Source organism: Sediminicoccus sp. BL-A-41-H5 (assembly GCF_050632405.1).
Classification (GTDB): Bacteria; Pseudomonadota; Alphaproteobacteria; order Acetobacterales; family Acetobacteraceae; genus Roseococcus.
This window is the reverse complement of sequence record NZ_CP192601.1, coordinates 1,126,188-1,142,606: the sequence shown is the minus strand read 5'-3', so window position 1 is coordinate 1,142,606 and position 16,419 is coordinate 1,126,188. Positions and strand designations below refer to the sequence as shown.

Annotated in this window: 19 protein-coding genes; 8 read left to right on the top strand and 11 right to left on the bottom strand. The window is 70.1% G+C overall.

The window, feature by feature from the left end:
- Positions 1-20 precede the first annotated feature (20 nt).
- The 4 genes from ACQ860_RS05745 (at position 21) to ACQ860_RS05730 (ending at position 4,016) form a co-directional block, all read left to right on the top strand.
- The gene (locus ACQ860_RS05745) at positions 21-602 is read left to right on the top strand and encodes a DUF6134 family protein (protein WP_431302453.1); all 582 of its coding nucleotides are present in this window, start codon (positions 21-23) and stop codon (positions 600-602) included.
- Positions 589-2,127 carry a cryptochrome/photolyase family protein gene (locus tag ACQ860_RS05740; RefSeq protein ID WP_431302452.1) on the top strand — a complete coding sequence of 513 codons (1,539 nt, stop codon included), beginning with the start codon at positions 589-591 and terminating at the stop codon, positions 2,125-2,127. Before ACQ860_RS05745 ends, ACQ860_RS05740 begins: the two co-directional genes overlap by 14 nt.
- Before the next feature lie 52 nt (positions 2,128-2,179).
- Positions 2,180-3,178, top strand: coding sequence for a Bug family tripartite tricarboxylate transporter substrate binding protein (locus ACQ860_RS05735; RefSeq protein ID WP_431302451.1), 999 nt, complete (start codon positions 2,180-2,182; stop codon positions 3,176-3,178).
- A 70-nt stretch (positions 3,179-3,248) separates the two neighbouring features.
- Positions 3,249-4,016 (top strand): creatininase family protein, encoded by a 768-nt coding sequence (locus tag ACQ860_RS05730; protein WP_431302450.1) that lies wholly within the window; start codon positions 3,249-3,251, stop codon positions 4,014-4,016.
- On the opposite strand, the gene ACQ860_RS05725 is transcribed toward ACQ860_RS05730, so the two are convergent.
- The 4 genes from ACQ860_RS05725 to ACQ860_RS05710 are packed head-to-tail and all read right to left on the bottom strand — an operon-like array spanning position 4,013 to position 7,237.
- On the bottom strand, positions 4,013-4,765 hold the full coding sequence (locus ACQ860_RS05725; protein ID WP_431302449.1) for a metallophosphoesterase: 753 nt from the start codon (positions 4,763-4,765) through the stop codon (positions 4,013-4,015). The genes ACQ860_RS05730 and ACQ860_RS05725 overlap by 4 nt on opposite strands.
- Complete coding sequence (locus ACQ860_RS05720) at positions 4,762-6,180, bottom strand: cryptochrome/photolyase family protein (protein WP_431302448.1); 1,419 nt, start codon at positions 6,178-6,180, stop codon at positions 4,762-4,764. The genes ACQ860_RS05725 and ACQ860_RS05720 overlap by 4 nt, the downstream gene beginning before the upstream one ends.
- Positions 6,181-6,220: 40 nt before the next feature.
- Positions 6,221-6,994: a class II aldolase/adducin family protein gene (locus tag ACQ860_RS05715; RefSeq protein WP_431302447.1), complete on the bottom strand. Its 774-nt coding sequence runs from the start codon at positions 6,992-6,994 to the stop codon at positions 6,221-6,223.
- Between the two features lie 57 nt (positions 6,995-7,051).
- The gene (locus ACQ860_RS05710) at positions 7,052-7,237 is read right to left on the bottom strand and encodes a hypothetical protein (RefSeq protein WP_431302446.1); all 186 of its coding nucleotides are present in this window, start codon (positions 7,235-7,237) and stop codon (positions 7,052-7,054) included.
- 155 nt (positions 7,238-7,392) lie between these two features.
- Here ACQ860_RS05710 and ACQ860_RS05705 point away from each other — a divergent pair, with 155 nt between their 5' ends.
- From ACQ860_RS05705 to ACQ860_RS05695, 3 genes are read left to right on the top strand one after another with little or no spacing between them, the layout of a single operon-like run.
- Entirely contained in the window at positions 7,393-8,187 is a 795-nt protein-coding gene (locus tag ACQ860_RS05705; RefSeq protein WP_431302445.1) for a 3-hydroxybutyrate dehydrogenase, read from the top strand.
- Complete coding sequence (locus ACQ860_RS05700; protein WP_431302444.1) at positions 8,187-9,248, top strand: patatin-like phospholipase family protein; 1,062 nt, start codon at positions 8,187-8,189, stop codon at positions 9,246-9,248. Before ACQ860_RS05705 ends, ACQ860_RS05700 begins: the two co-directional genes overlap by 1 nt.
- 5 nt (positions 9,249-9,253) lie before the next feature.
- The gene (locus tag ACQ860_RS05695) at positions 9,254-9,709 is read left to right on the top strand and encodes a DUF6194 family protein (protein WP_431302443.1); all 456 of its coding nucleotides are present in this window, start codon (positions 9,254-9,256) and stop codon (positions 9,707-9,709) included.
- On the opposite strand, the gene ACQ860_RS05690 is transcribed toward ACQ860_RS05695, so the two are convergent.
- Genes ACQ860_RS05690 through gluQRS form a run of 5 tightly spaced genes read right to left on the bottom strand, consistent with a single transcriptional unit; the run spans position 9,675 to position 13,851 of the window.
- Positions 9,675-10,070 carry a DUF3293 domain-containing protein gene (locus tag ACQ860_RS05690; protein WP_431302442.1) on the bottom strand — a complete coding sequence of 132 codons (396 nt, stop codon included), beginning with the start codon at positions 10,068-10,070 and terminating at the stop codon, positions 9,675-9,677. The two genes, ACQ860_RS05695 and ACQ860_RS05690, sit on opposite strands and share 35 nt — an antisense overlap.
- On the bottom strand, positions 10,067-11,245 hold the full coding sequence (locus ACQ860_RS05685; protein ID WP_431302441.1) for a class I SAM-dependent rRNA methyltransferase: 1,179 nt from the start codon (positions 11,243-11,245) through the stop codon (positions 10,067-10,069). The genes ACQ860_RS05690 and ACQ860_RS05685 overlap by 4 nt, the downstream gene beginning before the upstream one ends.
- Positions 11,242-12,126 (bottom strand): DMT family transporter, encoded by an 885-nt coding sequence (locus ACQ860_RS05680; protein WP_431302440.1) that lies wholly within the window; start codon positions 12,124-12,126, stop codon positions 11,242-11,244. The genes ACQ860_RS05685 and ACQ860_RS05680 overlap by 4 nt, the downstream gene beginning before the upstream one ends.
- A complete protein-coding gene (locus tag ACQ860_RS05675) occupies positions 12,123-12,998 on the bottom strand; it encodes a DMT family transporter (RefSeq protein ID WP_431302439.1) in 876 nt (291 codons plus the stop codon). Before ACQ860_RS05675 ends, ACQ860_RS05680 begins: the two co-directional genes overlap by 4 nt.
- A gap of 10 nt (positions 12,999-13,008) precedes the next feature.
- Positions 13,009-13,851: a tRNA glutamyl-Q(34) synthetase GluQRS gene (gene gluQRS / locus ACQ860_RS05670; RefSeq protein ID WP_431302438.1), complete on the bottom strand. Its 843-nt coding sequence runs from the start codon at positions 13,849-13,851 to the stop codon at positions 13,009-13,011.
- A 169-nt stretch (positions 13,852-14,020) separates the two neighbouring features.
- On the opposite strand from gluQRS, the gene ACQ860_RS05665 reads away from it, so the two are divergent.
- A complete protein-coding gene (locus ACQ860_RS05665; protein ID WP_431302437.1) occupies positions 14,021-14,608 on the top strand; it encodes an HNH endonuclease in 588 nt (195 codons plus the stop codon).
- 75 nt (positions 14,609-14,683) lie between these two features.
- Here the strand turns inward: ACQ860_RS05665 and ACQ860_RS05660 are convergent, their stop codons facing one another.
- A complete protein-coding gene (locus ACQ860_RS05660; RefSeq protein WP_431302436.1) occupies positions 14,684-15,391 on the bottom strand; it encodes a pirin family protein in 708 nt (235 codons plus the stop codon).
- A gap of 120 nt (positions 15,392-15,511) precedes the next feature.
- Positions 15,512-16,390, bottom strand: a complete 879-nt coding sequence (locus ACQ860_RS05655) for a universal stress protein (RefSeq protein WP_431302435.1) — start codon at positions 16,388-16,390, stop codon at positions 15,512-15,514.
- Between the last annotated feature and the right edge of the window lie 29 nt (positions 16,391-16,419).

The following is a 16,419-nucleotide window of genomic DNA, read 5'->3' as shown; positions in this document are numbered from 1 at the left end:
TCATGATCGCACGACGCAGCTTGCCGGTTCTCCTCGCGGCCACCCCGGCCTTGGCCCAGGCGGCGGGCGATTACCGCTGGCGCGTCATGCGCAACGGCACCGCCATCGGCACGCACAACATCAGCTTCACCGAGCGCGGGGGGGAGCGCACGGCAGTCTCCGAGAATATCGTCACGCCGCGCGTCATGGGTGTCGTGGTCTATCGCTACGAACACCGCCTGACGGAGGTCACGCGCGGGGGGCGCTTCGTCTCGGTGCGATCGAGCCTCAACCGCAACGGCACCATCACCGAGGTGGAGGCCCAGGCCACAGCCTCCGGCGTCACGCTGCGCGGCCCCGAGGGCGCGCTGAACCTGCCGGCCCAGGCCGCGCCGCTCGCCTGGTGGGAGCCGCAACGCTTCGGCGGCGCCGTGCCGCTCTTCGGCACCACCACGGGCAAGCCGCTCGACCTGCGCTGGACGCGCGAGGCGGTGGGGGGCGGCATGCGCTGGCGGACGGCGGGCGAGATCGAGGCGGTGCTGGAATTCGACGCCGCGGGCCGCTGGACCGCCTATCAGGTGAAGGGCGACGACGGCAGCACCGTGATCTATGCCGCAACCTAGCTTACGGATCGTTCTGGGCGACCAGTGCTCGGCCTCGCTCTCCGCGCTGCAGGATCTCGACCCCGCGCGGGACGTGGTGCTGATGATGGAGGTGCGCGGCGAATGCACCTATGTGCCGCATCACCCGCAGAAGATCGCGCTCATTCTCTCCGCCATGCGGCATTTCGCGCGCGCGCTCCGGGCGCGGGGCGTGCGGGTGGACTACGTCACGCTCGATGATCCGGCGAACACGCACGGCTTCTCGGGCGAGGTGGCCCGCGCCGTGGCGCGGCACCACCCGGTGCGCATCGTGGCGACCGAGCCCGGCGAATGGCGCGTGCGGCAGGAGATGGAGGGGTGGGAGGCCGCGCTCGGCCTGCCCGTCGAGATCCGGGAGGATACGCGCTTCCTGGCGGATCTCGGCGTCTTCCGCCGCTGGGCGCAGGGCAAGAAGCAGCTCCGGATGGAGTTCTTCTACCGCGAGATGCGCCGCGCGACCGGCTTCCTCATGCAGGGCGACAAGCCCGAGGGCGGCGAGTGGAACTACGATGCCGAGAACCGCAAGCCGCTGCCCAAGGGCCTCGTGCCCCCCGCGCCCCCGCGCTTCGCGCCGGATGACATCACGCGGGAGGTGATGGCGCTCGTCACCCGCGAATTCCCCGCGCATTTCGGGCGCCTGGACGGGTTCAACTGGCCGGTGACGGCCGCGGAGGCGAAGCGCGCGCTCGAAGCCTTCCTCACCGACCGCCTGCCGCGCTTCGGCGACTACCAGGATGCCCTGGCGGAGGGCGAGGCGACGCTGTTCCACAGCCTCGTCTCCACCAGCCTCAATATCGGCCTGCTGCTGCCGGGCGAGGTCTGCGCGGCGGCGGAGGAAGCCTACCGGAAGGGCCGCGTGCCGCTGAACGCGGCGGAAGGCTTCATCCGGCAGATCCTGGGCTGGCGCGAATACGTGCGCGGCCTCTACTGGTTCAAGATGCCCGCCTATGGCGCGACCAACGCGCTCTCCGCGCATCGCCCGCTGCCCGGCTTCTACTGGCGGGGCGATTCTGGCATGCGCTGCATGGATGCGGCGATCGGCCAGACGCGGGACCTGGCTTACGCGCACCACATCCAGCGCCTGATGGTGACGGGCAATTTCGCGCTGCTGGCGGGGATTGATCCGCTGCAGGTGCAGGAATGGTACCTCGCCGTCTATGCCGATGCCTTCGAATGGGTGGAACTGCCCAATACCCATGGCATGGCGCTCCATGCCGATGGCGGCGTGATGGCGAGCAAGCCCTATGCGGCGAGCGGCGCCTATATCAACCGGATGGGCAATCATTGCGGCCGCTGCCGCTACGACGTGAAGCGCGCGACGGGCGAGGGCGCATGCCCCTTCAATTTCCTCTATTGGGACTTCATCGCGCGGCACGCCTCGGATTTCGCCGGAAATCCACGCATGGCCATGCCGCTCACCGGCTTGCGGAAGATGGCGCCGGATAAGCTCGCCGCGATGCGGGCGGAGGCGACCGAATTCCTGGACAGAACGTCATCCTTGCCTTGACCTGCCGCCCCCTGCGCGGTTGATAAGGATGCAACGCAGGAGAGTTCCGCAGATGCCCCATACCCCCCGCCGCAGCCTGGTCCTGGGGGCGCTCGGCGCCCCGCTGCTCGCAGCACCTGCCCTGGCCCAGGCCTGGATGCCGAGCCGCACCGTCCGCATCGTCGTCCCCATCGCGCCGGGCGGCGCCAATGACATCATCGCCCGGCTGATGGCCGAGCGCCTGACGCCCCTCCTGGGCCAGACCGTGGTGGTGGAGAACCGGCCGGGGGCCGGCGGGAATATCGGCGCGCAATCGGTGATCCAGGCCGAGAAGGATGGCCATACCTGGCTGCTCACGTCGGCCAATGTGCTCACGGCCAACACCTATCTCTACGGCAACCGCATGCCCTTCGTGCCGCTGCGCGACTTCACGCCCGTGACGCGCGTGGGGATTGGCACGCTGCTCTGGGTGGTGAACGCCCAGCGCCCCTGGCGGACCTTCCAGGAGCAGATCGAATTCGCCCGCCGCAATCCGGGCCGCGTCACCATGGGCAGCAGCGGCACGGGCACCATCAGCCATCTGTTTTTCGAGCGCGTGAAGCGGCAGACCAATGCGGACATGACGCATGTGCCCTATCGCGGCGGCGGCCCGGCCATCCAGGACCTGATCTCCGGCAATATCGACATGATGTTCGACGTGATGCCCGCCCTCCTGCCGCATGTGCGCGAGGGCCGGTTCCGCGCGCTCGCCGTCGGCAGCGCCGGCCGCGTGGACTACGTGCCCGAGATCGCCAATGTGCCGAGCATGGGCGAGCTGCTGCCCGGCTCGGGCATTGACGCGCTGAACTGGTGGTGCGTCGTGGCCGCGACCGGCACGCCCGAGCCCGCGATCGCGACCATGCATGACGCGATCCGCCGGGTGCTGGCGGTGGAGGAGGTGCGCACGCGCCTGCTCAGCCTCACCATCCAGCCCATGCCGGATGCGACGCCGGCCGCCTTCGGCGAATTCTGGCGTTCGCAGGTGCCGGTCTGGCGCGAGCTGGTGGAAGCCTCGGGCGCCGTCGCGGAGTGATCCTGCCTGGGGTTTGACGCAGGGGCGGCGCGGCGGAATGCTGCGCCCGAACCCAAGCTGAGGAACGCCCATGGCCCGCTCGATCGAATGGATGAAGCTCACCGCCGCCGAGGTGCAGGCGGCGGCCGCGGAGGACGCGCTTCTCATCGTCCCCGTCGCCTCGTTGGAGCAGCACGGGCCGGCGCTGGTGACGGGCACCGACATCATCCTGGGCGGCAATGTCGCGCTGGAGACGGCGCGCAAGCTGTTGGAAGCCGGCCACCCGGCCCTCGTCACCCCCGTGGTCTGGCATGGCCTGGCCGAGCACCACATGGCCTTTGGCGGCACCGTGACGCTGGATAGTGCCACCTTCCAGGCGGTGCTGCGGCATGTCGTGAAATCCGCCGCGCGGCATGGCTTCAAGCGCGTGTTTCTCATGAACGGCCATGGCGGCAATGCCGAGGCGATCGGCACGGCGGCGACGGACCTCGCGGTGGAATTCGGCATCCGGGTCGGCGGCGGCACCTATTGGCACATGGTGCCCGAGGTGATCGCGCCGCTGCTGGAGGACCAACCGGGCCTGATGCATGCCTGCGAGGCCGAGACCTCCATGGTGTGGAACCTGCTGCCTGAGGGTGTCAGGCCCGACCGCCTGCCGGAGGCGCATGGGCCCTCCTCCTCGCGCGCGCCGGGGCAGCCGGCGGGCCTGCTGATGCGGCGCAGCTTCAAGGAAATCACGCCCACGGGCGTGGTGGGGGATGCGCGCCGCGCGAGCCCGGAGAAGGGTGCCGCGCTGCTGGATGCCATCGCGGCCAAATGCGCCGAGTTGCTGGCGAACCCGGCGATCTGGGGCCGTTAGGCGACCAGGAAGCGCTGCTCGGGCAGAGGCAAATCCACCCAGGAAAGGTGGCCGCCCTTGCCCGAGCCGGTGTCCATGAAGATCGCCCGGCCGCCCATGCGGCCGCGCGTCTCCCACGGGCGGCCATCGCGCGAGCGCTGGTCATGCCCCACATAGACGGTGAGGCCGGGCGGGATCGCGTCCACCCAGTGCAGCACGCGCTCCGGGTAGCCCTCCTGCGTCGTGCCGCCCGTCACCTGGCCGAAGAGCGCGCGGGAGGTGAGGGCATCGGGCTTGCGCGCGCCGGCCTCGCGGGGCGGGGCCTGCAGCAGCATGCCCTTGTGGAAGGCGGCATGGACGAAGAAGAGCGGGCCCAGGCGCCACCAGGCCGGGGCTTGCGCGATTTCCTCGACCGCGCGGGCGGCCAGGGCCGGTCCGTCGGGCGCGGCGTGCAACTGCTCCAGCGTGCGCGGGGTGGCCTCGGCCGGGCTGCGGACGCGCGCGCCGGTCAGCGCGCGGCGCAGCTTGTGGTCATGGTTGCCGAGCAGGAAGAGGCCGGCCTCGTCATCCAGCAGGTTGAAGATCAGGCGCAGGACGCCGGGCGAATCCGGGCCGTAATCAGTGAGGTCGCCCAGTTGCAGAAGGAAGAGGCCCTCCTCGGCCGCGCCACGGATGGCGGTGGCCAGGGCCGCCGGCTCGCCATGCACGTCGCCCACCACGCGCAACCCGGAGAAGCCGCGGGCGCGCAGGCTTGCCGGGTCGAGCTTCATGCTGCGGCGCCACGCATTTCGGCATAGGCGGCCAGCGCCCGGGCGCGGCCCTTCGCATGATCCATGACGGGGCGCGGGTAGTCCACGCCCAGGCGCAGATTGGCCCCGCGCAGGATGATGTCCGGCGCCTCCCAGGGCTTGTGGATGTACTTGGCCGGCAGCCCAGCGATCTCGGGCACCCAGCGGCGGACATAGGCGCCGTCGGCGTCGAATTTCTCGCCCTGGAGGACGGGGGCGAAGACGCGGAAATAGGGCGCGGCATCGGCACCGCAGCCCGCCACCCATTGCCAGGAGGCGGCGTTGGAGGCGAGGTCCCCATCCAGCAGCGTGTCCCAGAACCAGGCCTCGCCCGCCTGCCAGGGTTGCAGCAGGTGCTTGACCAGGAAGGAGGCGGTGATCATCCGCACGCGGTTGTGCATCCAGCCCGTGCGCCAGAGCTGACGCATGCCGGCATCCACGATGGGATAGCCGGTCAGGCCGCGCTGCCAGGCCCGCAGCAGCTTGTCATCGGGCTGCCAGGGGAAATTGGCGAAGCCCTCCTGCAAGGGTGCTTCGGGCAGTTCGGGGCGGTGCCAGAGCAGGTGATAGGCGAATTCGCGCCAGAGGATTTCCTTGAGGAAGGTGGCATCGCCCGTGACACCTGCCGCGCGCGCCGCGTGCCAGACCTGCCGCGGGCTGATCTCGCCGAAGCGCAGATGCGGGCTGAGCCCGGAGGTGCCGGGGATGCCGGGGAGGTTGCGCGTGGCATCGTAGCGGGTGATGGCCTTGAAAGCCTGGAGGCGGGCGGCCGCGCCCGCCTCGCCCGGCTGCCAGTGGGCGGGGAATTCGTGCGCCCAGTCCAGCTTGGGCAGCAGCTCCAGCGCATCGAGCGGCAGGCCCGGATACGCTGAGGCGTTCAGGCGCTCGGGGGCGGGCAGGGCCGGCGGCGGCTCGCCGATGGCGAAGAGCGCGCGGGAGAAGGGCGTATAGACCGAATAGGGCTTGCCCGTGCCGGTGCGGATGCGGTGCGGCTCATGCAGCAGCGACGAGGTGTGCAGGGTGAGCTTGCGGCCCTGGCCTTGCAGTGCCTCGGCGATGGCGGCATCGCGGTTGCGGGCCCAGGGCTCGTAGAGCCGGCCGGCGATGACCTCGCTGGCGCCGATGGCCGCGGCCAGCTGGGGGATGATGCGCGTGGCCGGGCCGCGCGCCAGGTGCAGCGTGGCGCCGCGCGCTGCCAGATCGGAGGTCAGCGAGGCCAGCGAATGATGCAGCCACCAGCGCTGCGCGCCGCCATGCGCCCAGGCGCCGGCGGCTTCGTCATCCAGGATATAGACGAAGAGCGCCGGCCGCCCGTCGAGGGCGGCGAGGGCGGGATTGTCGGCGAGGCGGAGATCCTGACGGAACCAGAGCAATGCGGGGGCGGTCATGGCCCCCATATGGACCCGCCGGGCCCAGGCGCAAACCGCCCGCGGAGGATCAGTCGGCGTAGCCCGGGTCGGTGCGATCGAGCACGCGCTTCAGCGCGGCGAAGTGGTACTCGGGGCCGCTCATGCTGTGCGTCGGGTCCTGCCAGGCGGCCTGGGCCTTCATCTTCTCCAGCACCTCGGCCTTCACGAAGCGGCGGCGGGCATTGGTCCACATGGAGAAGAGCTGCGTGCGCGCCGCGCGCTCCAGGAAGTAGAGGCGGTGATAGGCCTGCGCCACCGACTTGCCGGTGACCACCACGCCGTGATTCGCCAGCATCAGGAGGGGCTTGCCCTGCATCAGGGCCGCCATGCGCTCGCCCTCCTCATGCTCGAGGGCGAAGCCGTTGTAGTCGTAGTCGTAGGCGATGCGGTCGTGGAATTGCAGCGCGTTCTGGCCCGTCATCTCCAGCGTCATGTCCTCGAGCTGCGAGAGCGCCGTGATGTAGGGCATGTGCGTGTGCAGCACGCATTCGGCGCCGGTGATGGCGTGGATGGGCGCATGGATGCAGATGGCGGTGCGGTCGGCGGGGCCGGAGCCCTCCAGGATCGTGCCGTCGAAGGCGACCTCGATCAGGTTGCTGGCCGTGACCTCGGACCAGTGCAGGCCGAAGGCGTTGAGGTAGAAGCGGCCCGGGCGTCCTGGAACCAGCAGGGTGAAGTGGTTGTCGATCGCCTCGTGATAGTCATGCATCACGGCCAGGCGATGCGCGGCGGCCATGTCGATGCGGGCCTGGCGGCGCTGCTCGGCGAGGATTTCGGCAGCGGGGTCCTGGGTGGTGGACATGGGCGCAACTCCTGGCAGGGGTGCGTCATCTTCCATGCGCGGCGGGGCGTTGCAAGTTCAGTCGCCGCGGGTGGGGGTGATCTGTGCCACCTGGGCATCCACCGGCAAGGCGGGGCGCAGGCCATGGCCCAGGCCGCCCGCCAGGAGCACGGCGGTGGTCTGCGGCGCGGGGATGCGCGAGGCGGCATCGGCGTTAGGCGCGAGCGCGATCAGGGCGGCGGCGGCGAGGAGGATCTGGCGCATGGGAATGTCTCCGAAGGGGTGAAGCTCTGTTGAGCGGAAGATGCGCCCGCTCTGTCGCAGGGTGATCCTTGCCTGTGTCTCATCTGTCGCGCGGTTGAGAGTTCCGGACCTTTGCGGTATTGCGATGCACAAAGATCAAGGTTGAGGCTCATCGCATGGAACGCATCCTGGAGGGGCAAAGCGCCCTGATCACCGGCTCGACGAGCGGCATCGGCCTGGGCATCGCCCGGCTCTATGCCGAGGCGGGTGCGAAGGTGATGCTCAACGGCTTTGGCAAGCCCGAGGACATCGCGGCGGCGCGCGCCGAGATCGGCACCCTCATGGGCGTGGCCGAGGCCCCCTACAGCGCCGCCGACATGTCCAAGCCCGCCGAGGTGCGCGGCATGGTGGCCGCCGCCGAGGGCGCGTTCGGCAAGCTCGACATCCTGGTGAACAATGCGGGGATCCAGTTCGTCTCGCCCGTCCAGGATTTCCCGGCCGAGAAGTGGGACGCGATCATCGCCATCAACATGAGCAGCAATTTCCACGCGATCGCGGCGGCGCTGCCGGGAATGCTGGGGCGCAATTACGGCCGCATCATCAATGTGGCGAGCGCGCATGGCCTGGTGGCGAGCCCCTACAAGACTGCTTACGTGGCCGCCAAGCATGGCGTGGTGGGGCTGACGAAGTCGGTGGCACTCGAGATCGCGCAGGCGAATGTAACCTGCAATGCCATCTGCCCCGGCTTCGTCCGCACGCCGCTGGCGGAGGCGCAGGTGCCGCCGCTCGCCGCGAAATTCGGCGTGACCGAGGAGGTCGCGCTGAAGGATCACCTGCTCGCCAAGCAGCCCTCCAAGCGCTGGATCGAGGTGGAGGAGGTGGCGCGCATGGCGCTCTGGCTCGTCGGCCCCGGTTCGGGTGGCGTGAATGGCTCGGCGCTATCCATCGATGGCGGCTGGCTCGCGGCCTGATGGACGCGACCCCCTCCGTCGCGACGCCGGCGGTCATCCAGAAGACCACGCGCCGCGTGAACCTCGCCTTGCAGGGCGGCGGCACGCATGGCGCCTTCACCTGGGGCGCACTGGAGCGTCTGCTGGAGGAGGAGCGGATCGAATTCGACGGCCTCTCCGGCACCTCGGCGGGCGCCATCAATGGCGCGGTGCTGGCGCTCGGCCTGCTGGAGGGCGGGCGGCAGGGGGCGAAGGACGCGCTGAATCGCTTCTGGCGCGCGCTGGGGGCCAAATTCGCCGTCTCGCCGCTGAAGGCCACGCCGATCGAGAAGGCGCTCTGGGGCTGGGATCTGCAATACAGCCTCGCCTGGAACGCCTTCGACACCATGACGCGCGTCATGTCGCCCTATCAGTTGAACCCCTTCCCGATGGAGTTCAACCCGCTGCGCAAGGCGCTGGACCAGAGCCTGGACCTCGCGCGGCTGCGCGCGGACAAGAACGCCGTCCGCCTCTTCATCTCCGCCACGAATGTGCGGACGGGCAAGCCCAAGGTCTTCACCCGCAGCGAGATCACGGTGGATGCGTTGCTGGCCTCGGCCTGCCTGCCCAACGTCTTCAAGGCCGTCGAGATCGACGGCGAGGCCTATTGGGATGGCGGCTATCTCGGCAATCCGGCCCTCTGGCCGCTCTATCACGAGCGCATGGCCGCCGACATCGTGCTGGTGCAGCTGAACCCGCTGCTGCGGCCGGAATTGCCGACCACGACGTCGGACATCATGAACCGGCTGAACGAGATCAGCTTCAACGCCTCGCTGATGAGCGAGATGCGCGCCATTGATTTCGTGCAGCGCATGCTGGAGGCGGGGCGGCTGGAGCAGCCGCGCTATCGCCGCATCTTCCTCCATTCCATCGAGGATGAACCGCGCATGCGCGCCTTCAAGCTCAGCACCAAGTTCAATGGCGACTGGGATTTCCTCCAGACGCTGCGCGACTATGGCTGGGAGGCGGCGGATCTCTTCATCCGCGAGAGCCTGGACAAGGTGGGGCGCGAGAGCACGCTGGACATCCAGCGCTATCTGTAGCGCCCATGACGCCGGAGGAGATCGCCGCACACATGCTGCGGGACTTCTCCGGCACCGAAGCGCATGAGAGCTGGGGCGAGACCAGCCTGTTCGTCCATCCGGGCGGCCGTTTCGCGCGCGGCGCCTATTTCCTCACGCTGAAGGCGAAGGACGGGGAAAATGACCGCGCCTCGGCGCTCGATCGGCCGGGCGTGTTCCGCCTGAGCTTCGGCCTCCCGCGCGCGGCCTTCCTGCCGCTCTTCGGCCGCCCGCCGGCGCGGCCGGGCCAGGGCGGCGTGATCGAGGGGCCCTGGGATTTCAAGCAGACGGGCCTGTTGCTGCCGCACCCGGTCTATGGCTGGGCAAGCTGGGTCTGCATCCTCAACCCCGATACGGCGATGATCGGCGAGTTGATGCCGCTGATCCGCCTCGCGCATGGCAAGGCGCTCAGGACCTTCGAGCGGCGGGCGCGGTCGGAATGAGGCGCGCGGGCTCGCCGCGCCGGAGCAGGACGATGGCCGCCTGGCGGTGACGGCGGGCGAGGCGGGCCAATTCGCGCAGCGGCAGGGCGACCAGCAGCATCTCCTCGCGCCAGCCGCGCAGCGCGCCGACGCCCGTGACGAAGCGCGCGCCGCGCAGATCGCGTGTCAGCCGCATCTGGGCGGCCGCATTCCAGCGCGATGGCATGAGCCGGCTCATCGGGTTCCAGCCGGTGATGAAGCCGGCCTCGCGCACGGCATGGCGCGCCATCCAGCGATCAGCCGCCGCGCTGTGGCGGCCGATGCGGACCCGGACCTCGCCGGCCTGGTAGAGCGTGCGCCGATAGGCCTCGGCCCGCGTCACGCGAGCTGCAGGAGCTGCCCCTTGAGATAGGCGCTCTCGGGCAGCATGGGGTGCACCGGATGGTCGGGCCCGGCGCCGACGCTTGCAAGAAGCCGCGCCTCGCGCCGCGCCCGCCACACGCCTTCCGCCACGGCGGCGGCGAATTCCGGGGGCGCCGCGTGATGCGAGCAGGAGGCGATGAAGAGGAAGCCGCCCGGATTCACCAGCTGCGCGCAGATCCGCGCGAGGCGCTGATAGGCGCGCAGCGCCGCCGGGATGTCCTTGCGGGATTTGGCGAAGGCCGGCGGGTCGGCCACCACCACGTCGAAGCGCTCGCCCGCGCCGATCATGCGTTCCAGCGTCTCCAGTGCCTCGCCGCGGCGGGCGGTGACGCGGTCGGCCAGGCCATTCGCGGCGGCTGAGGCCAAGGCCAGGTCGAGCGCGGGCTGGGAGCGGTCGAGCAGCGTGACCTGGCGCGCGCCGGCCTTCGCCGCCATCAGGCCGAAGCCGCCGGTGTGGCAGAAGGCGTCGAGCATGGTGGCGCCCTGGGCCAGGGTGGCGACGCGCGCGCGGTTCTCGCGCTGGTCGAAGAACCAGCCGGTCTTCTGGCCCGAGAGCAGGTCCACCGCGAAGGCGAGGCCGCCCTCCTCCACGCGCGCCTCGGCCTCGCTGCCATGCAGCAGCTTCGTCTCCAGCGCCAGGCCTTCCAGGCCGCGCACCGCGCTGTCATTGCGGGCGAGGATGCTGCGCGGGTTGAGCAAGGAACGCAGCGCCTCGACGATGAGCGGAGTGGCGGCCTCCATGCCGGCGGTGTTGGCCTGGATCGCCACCACGTCATCGAAGCGATCAATGATCAGACCGGGCAGGCCGTCGGCTTCCGCATGCACGAGGCGGCAATGTCGCGCCACGCCCAGGCGCTCGCGCAGCGCCAGCGCGCGGCCGATGCGGGCGGTGAACCAGGCGGCGTCGGGTGCGGTGGTGGCGCTGCGGTCCAGCACGCGCGCGGCGATCAGGCTGTGCGGGTTGAAGTGCCAGATCCCGTGCTTCACCCCGTCATCGCCTTCGAGCCGCACGGCGCTGCCCGGGGGCAGGGCGCGGGCCGCGGCATCCATCACGATCTCGTTGGAGTAGGCCCAGGGGTGGCCGGATTTCACGCGGCGGTCGCGGCCGGGCTGCAGGCGGAGAAGCGGGGTCATGCCGGCTTATCGCGCACTCCCACCGCCAGCGCCACCGCGCCCACGGTGCCGGAAAGAGCCAATGCCTCACGCCAGCCAAGCGGTTCGCCCAGGATCAGGCCGGCGCCCAGCACGCTCAGCACGGGCGCCAGCAGCGTGCCGATGGCCGCCGTGGAGGCGGGCAGGCGGGCAAGGGCCCCGAACCAGGTGAGGTAGGACATGCCCATGGAGAAGATCATGAACCAGCCGAACCAGAACCAGACCGGGCCGGAGACGAGGCTGGGTTGGAACGTCTCCAGCAGGGGGGCCAGGAGCGCCATGGGCAGGCAGCCGATCGCCATCTGCCAGGCGAGTGCGGTGATCGGGTGCAGCACCAGGGGCCGCCGTTTCGAGAGCACGGCGCCCAGCGCGAAGAGCAGCGCGGAGGCGAGGATGAAGAGCAGCCCCGGCAGCTTGGCGAGGCCGAGCTCCACGCCGCGCCCGGCAAACAGGATGAGGATGCTGCCGAACCCCAGCACCAGACCCGCGATGCGCCGCGGACCGGGCTTCTCGCCCAGGATGGGCCAGGCGAAGAGCGCGGCCCAGACGGGCATGGTGTAGGCCAGGATCGCGGCCTCGGAGGCCGTCAGCCAGCGTAAGGCCAGCGTGCCGAAGGCCATCCAGGCGGTGATGTTGAGCAACGCGAACAGCATGAGGCGCGGGCGTTGTTCACGGGGCACGTGCAGCCTCACGCGGAAGGCGAGCGCGCCCGCCGCCAGCACCACCGCCAGCGTCGCCGTGCCGATGGCGCGCATGGTGAGCGGCGGCAATTCCGTCAGCAGGAACTTCATGATCGGCCAGGTGGCGCCCCAGTTCACCGCCGTCAGCATCAGGAGCAGCAGGCCCAGCTGGCGCTGGTTCATGCGCGCCGCCTTGTGGCGAGCAGCACGCCCGCCAGCGTGAAGCCCAGCGCCGACCATTCGCGCAGGCCGAGCGGCTCGCCCAGCAGGAGGCCCGTGGCGAGCACGGCGACGATGGGCACCAGCAGCGTGCCGATGGTGGCTGTCGAGGCCGGCAGCCGTGCCAGCGCGCCGAACCAGGCGAGATAGGCGATGCCCAGCGCCACGATGGCCATCCAGCCCATCAGTAACCAGCCGAGCGGCGAAAGCTCGCCCAGGCGCACCGTCTCCAGGAAGGGCGAGAGGAGGAAGAGCGGCAGGCAGCCCAGGCCCACCTGCCAGACCATCGCGGCGACCGGGTGCATGGGCAGCGGCAGGCGCTTGGCCAGAACCGCACCCAGCGCGAAGAACATGGCGGAGCCCAGCAGCAGCAGCATCCCCGGCAGCTTGGCGAGGCCCACATCCAGGCCGCGCCCGGCGAAGAGGATGACGACGCCGCCAATGCCCAGGGCAAGGGCCAGCAGCTTGGTCAGGCTCGGCTTCTCGCCCAGGATGGGCCAGGCCAGCAGCGCGGCCCAGACCGGCATGGTGTAGGCCAGCGTGGCGGCTTCCGCCGCGCTCAGCCAGAGCAGGCCCACGGTGGCGAGGCCCATCCAGGCCGTGACGTTCAACGCCGAATAGAGCGCGAGCCGCCCCCAGAGCGGGCGCGGCACGGAAAGCCGCACGCCAAAGGCGAGCGCGCCCAGGCCAAAGACGAAGGAGGAGGCGAGGCCGGCATAGGAGCGCGCGGCGAGCGGCGGCATCTCGCGCAGCAGCAATTGCAGGGCGGGCCAGTTGGAGCCCCAGCCCAGGCCGGTCAGGACAAGCAGCAGCAGGCCGGTGGTTCTTGGGCTCACAGGCGCGAGCTTAGGGGAAACCTGCGCGGGCGCGCACCTCTCCTGGGCTCATGCCACTTGCGCGCAGGGCGCGCAGCGTGGGCGCCCGGTCGCGCTTGGCGAGGCGCTTGCCGGCCTCGTCGGTGATGAGGCCGTGATGGGCGTAGAGTGGTTCGGGCCAGCCCATCAGCGCCTGGAGCAGGCGGTGGATGTCGGTCGCGTCCAGCAGGTCCTCGCCGCGCGTGACCAGGGTTACACCCTGCTCCGCGTCATCCTGCGTGACGCAGAGGTGGTAGGAGGCGGGGATGTCCTTGCGGGCCAGCACCACATCGCCCTGCGCCTCGGGCACGCAGCGGCGCGGGCCGTGGAGGAGGTCGGTGAAGTGCAGCGGGCCGGTCTCGGCCAGGGCGCGCGCGACATCCAGGCGCAGCGCGTAAGGGCGGCCGGTGGCGAGGCGCGCCTCGGCCTCCGCGGCGGGCAGGTGGCGGCAGGTGCCGGGGTAGATGGCGGCGGGGCCATGCGCGGCGGCGATGGCGGCGGCGATGTCGCCGCGCGTGCAGAAGCAGGAGTAGAGCAGGCCGCGGCTGCGGAGCGACTCCAGGCTCGCGCGGTACTGGGCCATGCGGGCGGATTGCACGCGCACCGGCTCCTCCCAGGCCAGGCCCAGCCAGTTCAAGTCCTCGCGGATCGCCGCCGTGAACTCCGGGCGGCAGCGCGTGGCGTCGATATCCTCGATGCGCAGCAGGAAGCGGCCGCCAGACTGCTCGGCCAGGCGCGCGGCAAACAGCGCGGAATGCGCGTGACCCAGGTGCAGATGGCCCGTGGGCGAGGGCGCGAAGCGCGTGACGCAACCGGGGGGCAGGGCGAAGGGCATGGAGGGCATCATGTGACGCAAGGATGAAAGCCGTTAATGGCGTCTTGCGGCAATGCAGCAAGGGTGCCATGCATTCACCCCAGTTGTTGGCGGCGCACCGAATCCGGGAGCCTGGCCGCACCCGGGACGGGAACCATCTCCGCCATCACGGCAGTGAGAGGAGCTTGGTTTGCCTGACGGCAGTCTCATCCCTCAGATCAACGGCCCCGGCGGCTTTCCCGCCCTGGTGCTGAACGCGGATTTCCGCCCGCTCTCCTATTTCCCGCTCTCGGTCTGGTCCTGGCAGGATGCGGTGAAAGCGGTGGTGCTGGACCGCGTCTCGGTGCTCAGCGAATACGAGACGGAGGTGCATTCGCCCTCCTTCGCGCTGCGCCTGCCCTCGGTCATCGCGTTGCGCGAATACATCCCGGCGGCGCGGCGGCCCGCTTTCACGCGCTTCAACGTCTTCCTGCGCGACCGCTTCGAATGCCAGTATTGCGGCGATGGCCTGCCCGCGCATGAGCTGACCTTCGACCACGTGATCCCGCGCTCGCGCGGCGGGCGGACCAGCTGGGAAAACGTGGTCGCCGCCTGCGGGCCCTGCAATCTGCGCAAGGGCAGCGCGCTCCCGCGCGAGTGCCACATGCTGCCCCGGCAGGTGCCGCGCCAGCCGACGAGCTGGGAATTGCAAGAGAATGGGCGGAGCTTCCCGCCCAACCACCTGCATGAGAGCTGGCGCGACTACCTGTATTGGGACAGCGAGCTGGAGCAGGGCTGAGCATTTTCAAGCCGCGCGGCTTCGCGCGGCGACTCGGAAAATGCGACCAGAAAAGCTTGCCCTGCTCCTCTCGGCTCAGGCGGCGACTTCGACGAGGACGAGTTCCGCCTCGTCATTGGCGACGATCACCACCTCGCGCTCGCCCTCGATCGCCGCACCGTCGCGCAGGCCGAGCGGCTGGCCGTTCACCGTCGCACTCCCCTTGGCCGGCACCAGATAGGCGGCGCGGCCAGGGGCGAGGGTGAGCGTCAGCGACTGGCCCTTGGCCAGCGTCGTCGCCATCACCGCCGCATCGGCGTTGATGGGCAGGGCGCCCGCTTCGGCATCGCCGGGGCGGCCGCCGGCCAGCACCTCGAACTTCGCCTCGCGCGCGGCCTTGGGGAAGGTCTTGGCCCCCCAATTGGGCTTGGCGCCGCGCACATCCGGCAGGATCCAGATCTGGAAGATCTTCGTCGTCCCGGGTTCGAGGTTGTATTCGCTGTGCACCACGCCCGTGCCGGCGGACATGATCTGCACGTCGCCCGCCTCGGTGCGGCCCTCATTGCCCATGTTGTCGCGGTGCGTGATCGCGCCCTCGCGGACATAGGTGATGATCTCCATGTCGCGGTGCGGATGCGGGTCGAAACCCGTGCCGGCGGCGATCTCGTCATCATTCCAGACGCGCAGGCGCCCCCAGCCCATGCGGGAGGGATCGTTGTAATGGCCGAACGAGAAGTGGTGGCGGGCGTTGAGCCAGCCGAAATTGGCATGGCCCAGCGAGTTGAAGGGGCGGATGTCAATCATGGAAGTGGATCCCGACGCGCCGGTTTGTGGCTGCGTTCGTCACCCCAGATAGGGCGGCGGCGCGGCATTTCCATGCGCGCCGCCTGATCGTCGTCATTCAGCGGGGTGATGAAGCCGTGCTCACCGGCACATCAGAACCGGCACGTCGGCATTCTCCAGCACGTGGCGCGTGACCCCGCCCAGGATGAGCTGGCGCAGGCGCGAATGGCTGTAGGCGCCCATGCAGAGCAGGTCGGCCTCGAAGTCGCGCACCGCGCCCAGCAGGCCCGCGCCCACATCCTTGGTGATGGGCTTGAACTGCATCGCCTCGGCCTGGATCTCGTGCCAGTGAAGATAGGCGAGGATGCCCTCCACCTTCGGCCCGCGGCGCTGGTAGTCATCGGCGTAAAGCACGCGGCGCGCATCGGCGCGGTGCAGCCAGGGCAGGGCGGCGGCCATGGCGGCGGCGCTTTCGGCCGTGCCGTTCCAGGCGCAGCAGATGCGGGTGCCGATGGTGGCGGGTGCGACGCGCGGCGCGATCAGCACCGGGCGGCCGGAATCGAACAGCACGGCATGCAGCGCATCCGAGCTCGAGACATCCTCGCCCGCCTCGGGGTGCGGCACCACGGCCATGTCGTAGAGACGCGACTGCTGGGCGACGATGTCCTCCTCCCGCCCCGCGATGGATTCGAAGGACAGGGTGGGCCCGCCTGATTTCAGCGCCGTCTCGGCGGAGTGCGCGATGGTGACGTCGCCGGCGGTGGCCGCGAAGCGTTCGAAGAGGGCGCGGACGCGGCTGGCGCGGTCGCCGCTTTCGCGTTCGGTCGCGGCCATCATCTCCTCGATCATGGCGCCCGAGAGGCCTTCGCCGGCCAGGGGTGCCACATCGCGCGCATCGACGCGAACATGCAGGCAATGCACATGCGCGCCCCAGATGCGCGCCACCATCAGCGCGGTGGCCAGCGCCGCTTCCCCGGCGGCGGTCCCGGTCATCGGCAGCAGCAGGCGGCGATAGGCCATGGTCTTGATCCCTCAACCGGTTGTTGGGG

What these genes read in the sequence shown, in the direction of transcription:
- ACQ860_RS05740 (WP_431302452.1), top strand. Translation starts at nt 589, where the DNA reads ATGCCGCAACCTAGCTTACGGATCGTTCTGGGCGACCAGTGCTCGGCC.
- ACQ860_RS05735 (WP_431302451.1), top strand. Translation starts at nt 2,180, where the DNA reads ATGCCCCATACCCCCCGCCGCAGCCTGGTCCTGGGGGCGCTCGGCGCC.
- ACQ860_RS05730 (WP_431302450.1), top strand. Translation starts at nt 3,249, where the DNA reads ATGGCCCGCTCGATCGAATGGATGAAGCTCACCGCCGCCGAGGTGCAG.
- ACQ860_RS05725 (WP_431302449.1), bottom strand. Translation starts at nt 4,765, where the DNA reads ATGAAGCTCGACCCGGCAAGCCTGCGCGCCCGCGGCTTCTCCGGGTTG.
- ACQ860_RS05720 (WP_431302448.1), bottom strand. Translation starts at nt 6,180, where the DNA reads ATGGGGGCCATGACCGCCCCCGCATTGCTCTGGTTCCGTCAGGATCTC.
- ACQ860_RS05715 (WP_431302447.1), bottom strand. Translation starts at nt 6,994, where the DNA reads ATGTCCACCACCCAGGACCCCGCTGCCGAAATCCTCGCCGAGCAGCGC.
- ACQ860_RS05710 (WP_431302446.1), bottom strand. Translation starts at nt 7,237, where the DNA reads ATGCGCCAGATCCTCCTCGCCGCCGCCGCCCTGATCGCGCTCGCGCCT.
- ACQ860_RS05705 (WP_431302445.1), top strand. Translation starts at nt 7,393, where the DNA reads ATGGAACGCATCCTGGAGGGGCAAAGCGCCCTGATCACCGGCTCGACG.
- ACQ860_RS05700 (WP_431302444.1), top strand. Translation starts at nt 8,187, where the DNA reads ATGGACGCGACCCCCTCCGTCGCGACGCCGGCGGTCATCCAGAAGACC.
- ACQ860_RS05695 (WP_431302443.1), top strand. Translation starts at nt 9,254, where the DNA reads ATGACGCCGGAGGAGATCGCCGCACACATGCTGCGGGACTTCTCCGGC.
- ACQ860_RS05685 (WP_431302441.1), bottom strand. Translation starts at nt 11,245, where the DNA reads ATGACCCCGCTTCTCCGCCTGCAGCCCGGCCGCGACCGCCGCGTGAAA.
- ACQ860_RS05680 (WP_431302440.1), bottom strand. Translation starts at nt 12,126, where the DNA reads ATGAACCAGCGCCAGCTGGGCCTGCTGCTCCTGATGCTGACGGCGGTG.
- gluQRS (WP_431302438.1), bottom strand. Translation starts at nt 13,851, where the DNA reads ATGCCCTTCGCCCTGCCCCCCGGTTGCGTCACGCGCTTCGCGCCCTCG.
- ACQ860_RS05660 (WP_431302436.1), bottom strand. Translation starts at nt 15,391, where the DNA reads ATGATTGACATCCGCCCCTTCAACTCGCTGGGCCATGCCAATTTCGGC.
- ACQ860_RS05655 (WP_431302435.1), bottom strand. Translation starts at nt 16,390, where the DNA reads ATGGCCTATCGCCGCCTGCTGCTGCCGATGACCGGGACCGCCGCCGGG.